We start from the raw sequence: 10,349 nt of genomic DNA, 5'->3' as shown, positions 1-10,349 counted from the left end.
CTGCCTTTGTCAAGAGGTAACGCTTAGAATTGGCTTAAATTTTAGAAGTTTCTTGCTTTTGGGTTTTTTACTAGGCTTTGTTTGGGTTTTTGTATAAAGTCTTTTTTAGTTATAATTGAAACTATAATAAGTCAGGAGAAAAAGATATAATGAGCGCATCAATATTTAGAGAATATGATATACGAGGTATTTTTCAAGAAGAATTAAATGAAAATATTGTTAAAAAGATAGGTTTTTATTTCGCAAAAGAATTAATCAAAAAAGTTCCAGATGCTACTTTTGTATCTGTTGGTTATGATGCTAGACTCCATTCACCACAACTAAAAGATTGGTTAACTTCTGGTATTAATCATGCAGGATTAGAAGTACTTGATATGGGACTAGTTCCTACACCTGTAAACTACTTCTCAAACTTTGTAGATTTTAATGGTTTAGAGTGTGATGGTTCTATCATGATTACAGGTTCACATAATCCACCTGAATACAATGGTTTTAAAATCACTATAGATAAAGATCCATTTTTTGGTGAGCAAATATACTCTATGGGAAGAGATATCTTAGCTGATGACTCTGTGATACCTGATAATAATATAACTATTGAAATAGATGCTAAAAACAAATACATCAACTATATAGTAAATCACTTCAAAGCTTTAAAACTTGAAGGTAAAAAGTTTGTATTTGATTGTGGAAATGGTGTTGCTGGTGTAGTTTTAAGAGAAATATTAGATAAGTTAAATATCAAACATAAAATACTGTTCGAAGAGCCTGATGGAAACTTCCCAAATCATCATCCAGATCCAAGTGATGAGCATACTTTAATAGATATCAAAAAAGAGCTTGCTAGTGGAGAGTTTGATTTTGGATTTGCTTATGATGGAGATGCAGATAGAATCGCCCTACTTTCAGAAAAGAACAACTTCAAAGGTGATATATTAGCTATATTCTTTTCAAGATTTATCAAAAACCCTACTGTTATTGGTGAAGTAAAATGTAGCCAAGTTATGTATGATACTATCAATTCTTACGGAAAAGCTATCATGTATAAAACTGGTCATTCAAATCTTAAAGTAAAAATCAAAGAAGAAAAAGCTGATTTTGCGGCTGAAGTTTCTGGTCATCTGTTTTTTAATGACAGATACTTTGGATATGACGATGCTATTTATGCGACATTTAGAGCGCTAGAATTAATCGATCAAGGTTTTGATTATGATAAAGAGTATGAAGCTTTACCAAAAGTTTATTCAACTCCTGAGATAAATATCACAGTAACAGAAGATACAAAATTTAAAATCATAGATGATTTAAAATTAGCTTTAAAAAATCCACCAAGTGATTTTGAAACTATAAAAGATATTATCACAGTTGATGGTGTAAGAGTTATATTTCAAAATGGATGGGGATTAGTACGAGCTTCTAATACAACTCCAAAACTAGTAACTAGGTTTGAAGCCAATACAAAAGAAAATGCAAAATTATATGAAGATATATTAGTAAAAATGTTAAACAATATAGGAGAAAATTAAAATGATTAAAAAGTGTTTATTTCCAGCAGCAGGTTATGGTACAAGATTTTTACCAGCTACTAAGGCAACTCCAAAAGAGATGCTTCCAGTACTTACTAAACCACTTATTCAGTACGGTGTTGAAGAAGCTATTGAAGCTGGTATGACTACTATGGCAATTGTTACAGGTCGAGGTAAACGTGCTATTGAAGATCACTTTGATATTTCTTATGAGTTAGAGCATCAAATCAAAGGTTCTTCTAAAGAGCCACTTTTAAAAGAGATTAGAGATGTTATTACTAAGTGTACTTTTTCATATACTAGACAAATAGAGATGAAAGGTTTAGGTCATGCTATTTTAACAGGTGGTGAAACACTAATAGGAAATGAAGCTTTTGCAGTAGTTCTTGCAGATGATTTATGTGATGCTAAAAAAGGTGTACTTTCACAAATGTGTGAGCTTTATAAAAAATACCAATGCTCAATCGTTGCTATTGAAGAAGTTCCAAAGGAAGAGACATACAAATATGGTGTAATCGATGGAAATGAAATCGAACCTGGTATTTTTATGATCAAAGATATGGTAGAAAAACCAGATCCAAAAGATGCACCTTCAAACTTGGCGATTATTGGAAGATATATCTTAACTCCTGATATTTTTGAGATCATCAGAACTACAAAACCAGGAAAAGGTGGAGAGATTCAAATCACAGATGCACTTTTAACACAAGCAAAAAAAGGTATGGTTTTAGCTTTTAAGTTTGATGGAGAGCGATTTGATTGTGGAAGTATTGATGGGTTTGTGGAAGCAACTAATCACTTCTATAATAAAACAAAGAAAGTTGAGAGTAAAAAGTAATTTTTAATATGACCCTGTAAATGACCCTCTAAATGACCCTCTAAATGACCCTGTAAATTAAATGAGAGTAAAAAGACGGGTTATTGGGAAACAATAAATAAAAAAGGAAATAATAAATAATGGACTATTCAAAAAACTTTTATCAAATCAAATCAAATGAAGAGATCTTTTACAAGGTTTCACTGGAAAAAAACACTGTAGGTTACTATGATCTTCCATTTCAAGATACTAGTGAGTTTAAAGAGTATGCAAAGACTGTAACTCAACAAGATATTGTTGTAGTTGGTATTGGTGGGAGTTCTTTGGGTACGTATGCTATTCATAAGTTTTTACAACATAAAGAAAATATGAAAAAGCTTCACTTCTTAGAATCAACTGATCCTTTAGATTTAGAGAGACGAATAAGTAAACTAGATCTTAATGATACACTTTTTATAATCATCTCAAAATCAGGTACTACAATAGAGACTGTAAGTATTTTAAAATACTTATCATCTATCACTATGCTTGATAAATCAAATACTATTTGTATAACAGAGAGTGATAGTAAACTAAATACATATGCAAAAACAAATGATATGAAGACTTTTGAGATTCCTAAAAATGTAGGTGGAAGATTTTCAGTGTTTACAGCTGTTGGTTTAGTTACTATGGCTATTATGGGACTTGATATAGATAGAATTTTATTTGGTTGTCAGACAATTTATAATGACTACTTTAACAGAGGTGATTATTATACTTCTATTATGGAAAAAGCTAGATTTATTGTAGAGAATAAAAATAGGTTTAATATAAACGTAGTATTTTCATACTCATCACTTCTTGAAGGTTTTAATAAATGGTATGTGCAGTTATGGGGAGAATCACTTGGTAAAATAAATATAAACCAAACAAAACAAGCCCTAACTCCAATAGCACTAACAGGTCCTGTTGATCAGCATTCATTTTTACAACTAATCATGGAAGGAAAAAGAGATAAGACTATTACATTTATCAAAGTAGCAGACTTTGAAAATGAACTTACTATTCCTGATGTATCACTTCCTGGACTTGAAGAGCTTGACTATATAAATAATATCAAGTTTAAAAACCTAATAAACGAACAAGCAGATGCAACTATAGAAGCTATTCAAAATCTAAAAGATATACCATGTGATATCATCACAATAGAAGCACAAGATGAATACAACATAGGAAAACTTATGTATTCGTATGAATTACTTACTTCAATAGTAGGAAGCTTTGTACAAATAAATACTTATGATCAACCTGGTGTTGAAGCTGGTAAGATTATTTTAAAAGATAAGTTAAAAAAGAAGATTTAACAAAAACTGAAACTAGACTCATTGTAAGTATATAGTAATCTTCAATGTAGTCTAAAATCCATCAGGATTATTTGACTGCCATCTCCAAGAATCTTCACACATCTGATCTATTCCTCTAAGAGCTTCCCAGCCTAAGACTTCATTTGCATAAGATGGGTCTGCAAAACACTTTGCTATATCTCCAGGACGTCTATCTACTATTTTATATGGTACTTTTTTACCACTTGCTTTTTGAAAAGCTTTTATCATATCTATTACACTATAGCCATTCCCCGTTCCAAGATTTACAGTAAATACTTTATCTATACTATCTATCTTTTGTAAAGCTTTTACATGTCCAAGAGCCAAATCTACCACATGAATATAATCTCTCACACCTGTACCATCATGTGTATCATAATCACCACCAAATACACTAAGACACTCTCTTTTACCTACTGCTGTTTGAGAGATAAATGGCATAAGGTTATTTGGTATTCCATTTGGATCTTCTCCAATAGTTCCAGACTCGTGAGCACCTACTGGATTAAAATATCTAAGAATTACTATTTTGTTTGTATTATCAGATACATATATGTCTTTTAGTATCTCTTCTATAAAGTATTTTGTTCTACCATATGGATTTGTTGTAGCTCCTACAGGAAAATCTTCACGTATTGGAGTAGTATGAGGATCTCCATACACAGTTGCAGATGAGCTAAATACTATCTTTTTACATCCATACTTTTTCATAACTTCACATAGTACTAGTGTACCATTGATATTATTGTCATAATACATATGAGGTTTTGCTACTGATTCACCTACAGCTTTAAGTCCTGCAAAGTGAATAACACTATCTATATCATAGTTTTCAAACACATCACTTAAAACTTTTGCATCTCTTATATCACCCTCTACAAAATCTATAGATTTTCCCATGATTTTTTCTACTCTTTTGAGACTCTGCTTTGAAGAATTACAAAGATTGTCAAAAACTACGAAATCAAATCCTGCTTTGTCTAGTTCTATAAGTGTATGTGAGCCTATGTATCCAGCTCCTCCTGTTACTAATACTTTCATTTTAAAGCCCTTTTTCTTCTATGTGCTAATTTTTCTATAAGTTTTTGTCTTCTTTTCATACCTGTAAATATCATATATGATAATATCACTATTCCAATAAATAAAAGTAATAAAACAGTAGAACCAATACCTTCACCTATTTCTTTTGAAGAAAGAGCTAACATCAATCCACCTAATGAAAAGATAGCTTGTGTTAAAACCAAAAAAAGCACAGTTCTTTTCACTTTCTTTGCAAAAAAATTCAATAATATATGATGAATATGCGTCTTATCAGCAGAAAAAGGAGACTTGTTTTTCTTTATTCGTCTTGTCATTACAACAAAGGTATCAATAGTAGGAATACTAAGAAGATAAAGAAGAATAACAGGATCAATATACTGCAAAGACATCAAAGCCACAGCAGCTATAACAAAGCCCAAAAACAAACTCCCACTATCTCCCATAAAAATAGAAGCAGGATTCCAATTGAAAACTAAAAATGCACATAAACTAACAATAGTAAATAAACATATAGCAATCATAAGATCGTTTTGATTTAAATACCCTATATATAAAAATGTAGATAAAATCACAATAGAAATACTAGCAGACAATCCATCTAAACCATCTACAAGATTTAAGGCATTTGTAAAGCCAACTAAAAAGATCAAACTTAAAGGAAAAGCAATATATCCCAAAGGTATTTCAAATCCAAAAAATGAACCCAAACTTTCTATATGTACACCATCAAAATACAGTATCAAAGAAGCCAAAAATATCACTAAAATCTTTTGTTTAGGACTTGTATCTTTATGGTCATCCAAAATACCTATAACAAATACTAAAAATATAGCTAAGAAAACAAGCCAATGCTCAAGAAACAAAGAAAATTCAAAAAGTATCACAGATACAAAAAAAGCAAAGCCAAAACCTATACCAGAACCTGTTGGTGTGATTTTAGTGTGAGAACTTCGCTCATTTGGTATATCTGATAGACCAAGTTTTGGCGCGTATTTTATTATCAGTTTTATAAAAAGGAAGGATAAGAAAAATATTAGTGTTAGTTTAAAAATAATCATAAAATAATTTTAGCATTTTAAAGATAATATCATTATTAATATCATCTTTTTAGAATATTTAGTCACTTTTATGCTTTTTAACAAATTGCATTATCTTTGAAAAATTTTTGATAAGTAAACTACCTATTCCACCAATATTATTCTTTTTTAAAGCTTTCAAATCTTCTTTACTTTTTTGTATTATATTTTTAAGACTTTTATTACTCTCTCCACCAACCCTCATCTTATATAAAACTTTTGGTAGATATTTTACTTTTATACCTGAACTTAACACTCTAAGCATAAAGTCATAATCTCCAGCTATCCTAAAACTCAAATCAAAATTACCATACTTTTCATATACATCGCTCTTTAAAAATAGTGTAGGATGAGCAGGCATCCATCCTTGGGCTAAAAGACTTTTATCAAAGTCTTTACTTTTCCAGTATCTAAGTACTTTGCTAGTGTCCTTTTTAGGTGTGTAGATTAAATCTCCATATATTCCATCAAGTGATTCATCCTTTGCAAAGATTCTCACTACATCTTCTATGATATTATCACTTGCATATATGTCATCGCTATGTAAAAATGCTATAACATCACCCTTTACCAAAGAAATACCCTTGTTAATTCCATCATAAATACCCTTGTCTTTTTCACTAATAAATTTTGATATTTTATCTCCATAACTTTCTACTATTTCTATTGTACCATCAGTACTTGCTCCATCAACTATTATATATTCAATGTTTTTATATCTTTGAGAAAGAACTGAATTTATAGCATCTTTTATAGTTTCACTATTGTTCCATACCACAGTTATTATTGATATTTTTAGTTTACTCACTACTATTAACCTTTAAATTTTTATTAAATTTTTATTAAATTTTTGATTTCTCTATATTTTTAAATATCATATTTATTTTATTTATCAGTTTTAAAGAATTCTGATATATTAATAAAACTTCTTTATTTAAAAACAATCTTATTTAAATTTTCAAGATATTTTTCAAAACTATATTTTCTTTTTGATTCTATTATATTATAATCTTGTATCTCTCTTAGCTTAGTAACATTTTTTAATACACTTTTAATACCCGTAGATAAACTTTCAACTGACTTTGGTTCTACCAATACTCCATTTTTTTCTTTAATCACATCAGGTAAGTATTTGTAATTTGTTGTTACAATAACATTACCAGTGGCCATAGCTTCTAGTATAGAAATAGGAAATGCTTCAGATTTATAATATGTAGGTAATACAAATATATCTGAACGTTGTAGTAATTTTATTTTTTCTTCACCAAAAGTTTTACCTACATATCTTACAAGATTATTTCCTTTTATCTTTGACGTAAATTTTTCTTTAACCTCTGATATCGTCATAAATTCATCAGCTATATATCCCCCTGCAATAGTCAGATATATATTATCATAAGTATTAATTAATTCTTCAAAAGCATCAAGTAACTCAAAAATCCCTTTACTACTCATTATATTTGATAAATAGATTAGATTTATTCTATTTTTTTCTTTTTTTACTAATTTTATATCTAGTTCTTTGTCATAAAAGTTTGGGATAACTATAATTTTCATATTTTTAAAATCTTTAAATTGACTTTTCATACTCTCAAGTAAGACAATAGAAGTATTTACTTTATTATAACTACTAAAAAGTATTTTTTGATACCATTTTGGACTATTATGCAAAAACTCATAAAAATCTGAGCCATGAAGATGATTCACTATTTTTACCCTTCTTAAAATAGCAATATTTATCAGGAGTATATCTTTTATACTTCCTAAAAAACTTCTACTGCATGTAAAATAGACAACATCATACTTTAGAAAAGTAGCTTTAAAAGCTATTAATAGTATAGTCTTAAAGGTACCAATTAGTTTGCCTTGTTTCGTTTTATCTTCAAAATTTGTATTAATTACTATTTTTTTTTCATTTTCTATACTATCAACAAACCTTGTAAATGCTAGAGATTGTCCATGTATTGGTGGTAAAAGTGGTCCTACTGATAACATCATAATATTAGCCTTTCTTGTTTATTTATACCATTAGTAAAATTTTTTGTAAAAATAACATTTATTTTTACAATATCATTTTGTTTATTATGAATAGTTAGCATTATATAAATTAATATTTTTAATGAGCTTCAAAAATCTGAATAGATGGAAGCATACAATAAAACTACTGGGTATTATATATAAACTATAATTTTGACATTTTTATTAACTATAAAGTATTTTTATATTTTTGAAAAAATATCCTTTCATTAAATTCATCTTAATCTATTAATTTTATACGACTTCAATATTAACATAAAAAATAATGTAATTATTATAATTTTTACTTGCATTGAAGATGCTGCAGGAAGATAATTACGCATAAAGTTAACTAAAAAATAACTGCTATATAATCCTAGTGTGATTGCAAAAATTAGTTTAAATTTGTTCATATGTAAATTGTGATAAAATATGATTAATTTATATGTAATATATAAACCTATAAAAATAAAAACTATCGAAAGAACACCTAAGTAAAGATACATTTCTGTCAAGAAAAAGGAACCTCCTACTGGAGAGATTTCTATTGCACTATAAAAATAATTTAGAATTAAGTCATTTCTATATAAAAGTTCATATTTATTAATTGGTAATGGTATAGATGAAACTATTATATCATGAATAAATTCTATTATATATATATCGAATAAGTCTTTTTGATAGAATAGATTATAATAACCAAATCCAACAAAACCAAATTCTAAAAATCCATTTTCTATATTAAATTCTCCACTTCTTAATGCACCAAATATAATAAAAACCATAACAAAACTTATTAATGATAATAATAATTTATTTGATAAGTTAATAAAAAAATTATTATATATAAAAACAATCATTATTATACCTGTTATTGTCATCAATCTTGCACCGCCAATAAGATGTAAAAGAGAATAAATCAATAACAAAAAAGTATAATATTTAGTTAATCCATTCATTTTGACAATCATGCTTATAGCAATAAAAAAGAGCAAATCAGAGCTGGTTAGTATAGACCAGCCTAAACTACCTATCATAAATTCTCCTTGTCCAGAATATCCATTATAAAAATTATTTATTCCATACATATTCAAACCCATAAAAAAACCAATAATTGAGAAATATAATAAAAACTTTACTATAAGTAACATATTATTATTAATATAATTACTATTACTATTATTATTACTATTTTTATTCTTTAATTTATGTATTAATTTATAATCTAAAATAAATGCGGGAAGAAGGATTAATAATAAATAAAAAACAAAACCATTACTCATGCTATCATAAGTAAAATATCTAAACTTTTCTAAAATATTATTAAATTGAATATTATCTGTATTAACTAATACAATAGGAAATAATATATAAATATAACTTATAACTATAAAAAAACTTATGGGAGTTATAAATCTGACTTTTAGATAGTATAAAAATATAATAATAATAAATAAACTTGATATAAGAAGTAGCACTATAAAAACTTTCTTAATTTATTTTGAATTTGAATTGGTATTACTTTTTTTAAAATTTCTTTAATGATTAAATAGGTGTAGAAAAATTTATAATAAAATTTATTATTAATAGATTTTAAAACTTTATATCTTTCCAAAATACTTTTAACTCTAAACTTATCAGATATACCATCAGGAGCCATTACTGAGATAACACTATCCGTGTAATAAAATCCAAAATTATTAATATATAGAGAATAAAATAATTTATAATCTGCACCAATTACTAAATTAATATCATAGTGTCTTTTTTTATGTTCTTTCACTGAAATAAATGTACTTTGATGTGAAAATATCATCTCTTTCCAAAATGATGATATTGGTAGTTTTTTCTTCTTTTTAGAAAACTTTTCATATTTAAAAAGAGTATCCCCATAAATTACAACATATTGATCGTAAATATTTTTTAAAAATAATTTTTGTATAGTATCCGATTGATAAAATCCATCTCCTGCATTCATAAAATTTGTCCAATCACCACTAATTAAATCTAATCCTTTATTCATAGCATCATAAATTCCACAATCTTTTTCACTCACCCAATAGTCTACCATATCTTCATATTTTTTAATAATATCAATAGTTCTATCATTAGAACTTCCATCTATAATGATATATTCAATATTCTCATAATTTTGATCTATCACACTTTGAATAGTTTCTTCTAAATATTCTTCACCATTGTATACAACTGTGATTATACTTATCAAAGGTTTGTTTTTATGAGATTTTTTAAAATAGCCTTTTGTTCGTAAACCACCTTCTCCTTTTCGGTTTTCTCCCTCTTCCAAAAAGAGTACACTTTCAAACTTATCTTCTGGATTATTTATTATTTCTGGTTTTTCTTTTATTATCAATCTTGTCGTACTGTAATCTTCATTCAAGCATATTACGTCATTCATTTATTACTTCTTTTATATTTTGATTTATATATTATTTATTAGTAGGATTTGATTTTATCTAAAATATACTTAATAATACAAAAATTA

The 10,349-nt window shown here is 27.3% G+C and carries 9 protein-coding genes; 3 read left to right on the top strand and 6 right to left on the bottom strand.

Annotation, left to right across the window (positions count from 1 at the left end; genetic code table 11):
* Positions 1 to 149: 149 nt before the first annotated feature.
* From GBG18_RS02145 to GBG18_RS02135, 3 genes are all read left to right on the top strand, one after another.
* Complete coding sequence (locus GBG18_RS02145) at positions 150 to 1,526, top strand: phosphomannomutase/phosphoglucomutase (RefSeq protein WP_152187957.1); 1,377 nt, start codon at positions 150 to 152, stop codon at positions 1,524 to 1,526.
* A gap of 1 nt (position 1,527) precedes the next feature.
* On the top strand, positions 1,528 to 2,364 hold the full coding sequence (galU, locus tag GBG18_RS02140; protein ID WP_152187955.1) for a UTP--glucose-1-phosphate uridylyltransferase GalU: 837 nt from the start codon (positions 1,528 to 1,530) through the stop codon (positions 2,362 to 2,364).
* A 119-nt stretch (positions 2,365 to 2,483) separates the two neighbouring features.
* Entirely contained in the window at positions 2,484 to 3,689 is a 1,206-nt protein-coding gene (locus GBG18_RS02135) for a glucose-6-phosphate isomerase (RefSeq protein WP_152187953.1), read from the top strand.
* A gap of 51 nt (positions 3,690 to 3,740) precedes the next feature.
* On the opposite strand, the gene galE is transcribed toward GBG18_RS02135, so the two are convergent.
* The 6 genes from galE to GBG18_RS02105 form a co-directional block, all read right to left on the bottom strand.
* Positions 3,741 to 4,751, bottom strand: a complete 1,011-nt coding sequence (gene galE / locus GBG18_RS02130) for a UDP-glucose 4-epimerase GalE (protein ID WP_152187951.1) — start codon at positions 4,749 to 4,751, stop codon at positions 3,741 to 3,743.
* Positions 4,748 to 5,809 (bottom strand): glycosyltransferase family 4 protein, encoded by a 1,062-nt coding sequence (locus GBG18_RS02125; protein WP_152187949.1) that lies wholly within the window; start codon positions 5,807 to 5,809, stop codon positions 4,748 to 4,750. Before GBG18_RS02125 ends, galE begins: the two co-directional genes overlap by 4 nt.
* Positions 5,810 to 5,867: 58 nt before the next feature.
* Positions 5,868 to 6,635: a glycosyltransferase family 2 protein gene (locus GBG18_RS02120; protein WP_152187948.1), complete on the bottom strand. Its 768-nt coding sequence runs from the start codon at positions 6,633 to 6,635 to the stop codon at positions 5,868 to 5,870.
* Between the two features lie 122 nt (positions 6,636 to 6,757).
* Positions 6,758 to 7,825 carry a glycosyltransferase family 4 protein gene (locus GBG18_RS02115; RefSeq protein ID WP_152187946.1) on the bottom strand — a complete coding sequence of 356 codons (1,068 nt, stop codon included), beginning with the start codon at positions 7,823 to 7,825 and terminating at the stop codon, positions 6,758 to 6,760.
* Positions 7,826 to 8,079: 254 nt separating this feature from the next.
* Entirely contained in the window at positions 8,080 to 8,880 is an 801-nt protein-coding gene (locus GBG18_RS02110) for a hypothetical protein (protein WP_152187945.1), read from the bottom strand.
* 440 nt (positions 8,881 to 9,320) lie between these two features.
* A complete protein-coding gene (locus GBG18_RS02105) occupies positions 9,321 to 10,262 on the bottom strand; it encodes a glycosyltransferase family 2 protein (protein WP_152187943.1) in 942 nt (313 codons plus the stop codon).
* Positions 10,263 to 10,349: the final 87 nt, after the last annotated feature.

This window comes from Poseidonibacter ostreae (assembly GCF_009208075.1).
Classification (GTDB): domain Bacteria; phylum Campylobacterota; class Campylobacteria; order Campylobacterales; family Arcobacteraceae; genus Poseidonibacter; species Poseidonibacter ostreae.
This window is presented reverse-complemented; position numbering and strand designations above follow the sequence as displayed.

What these genes read in the sequence shown, in the direction of transcription:
- GBG18_RS02145 (WP_152187957.1), top strand. Translation starts at nt 150, where the DNA reads ATGAGCGCATCAATATTTAGAGAATATGATATACGAGGTATTTTTCAA.
- galU (WP_152187955.1), top strand. Translation starts at nt 1,528, where the DNA reads ATGATTAAAAAGTGTTTATTTCCAGCAGCAGGTTATGGTACAAGATTT.
- GBG18_RS02135 (WP_152187953.1), top strand. Translation starts at nt 2,484, where the DNA reads ATGGACTATTCAAAAAACTTTTATCAAATCAAATCAAATGAAGAGATC.
- galE (WP_152187951.1), bottom strand. Translation starts at nt 4,751, where the DNA reads ATGAAAGTATTAGTAACAGGAGGAGCTGGATACATAGGCTCACATACA.
- GBG18_RS02125 (WP_152187949.1), bottom strand. Translation starts at nt 5,809, where the DNA reads ATGATTATTTTTAAACTAACACTAATATTTTTCTTATCCTTCCTTTTT.
- GBG18_RS02115 (WP_152187946.1), bottom strand. Translation starts at nt 7,825, where the DNA reads ATGATGTTATCAGTAGGACCACTTTTACCACCAATACATGGACAATCT.
- GBG18_RS02110 (WP_152187945.1), bottom strand. Translation starts at nt 8,880, where the DNA reads ATGATAGGTAGTTTAGGCTGGTCTATACTAACCAGCTCTGATTTGCTC.
- GBG18_RS02105 (WP_152187943.1), bottom strand. Translation starts at nt 10,262, where the DNA reads ATGAATGACGTAATATGCTTGAATGAAGATTACAGTACGACAAGATTG.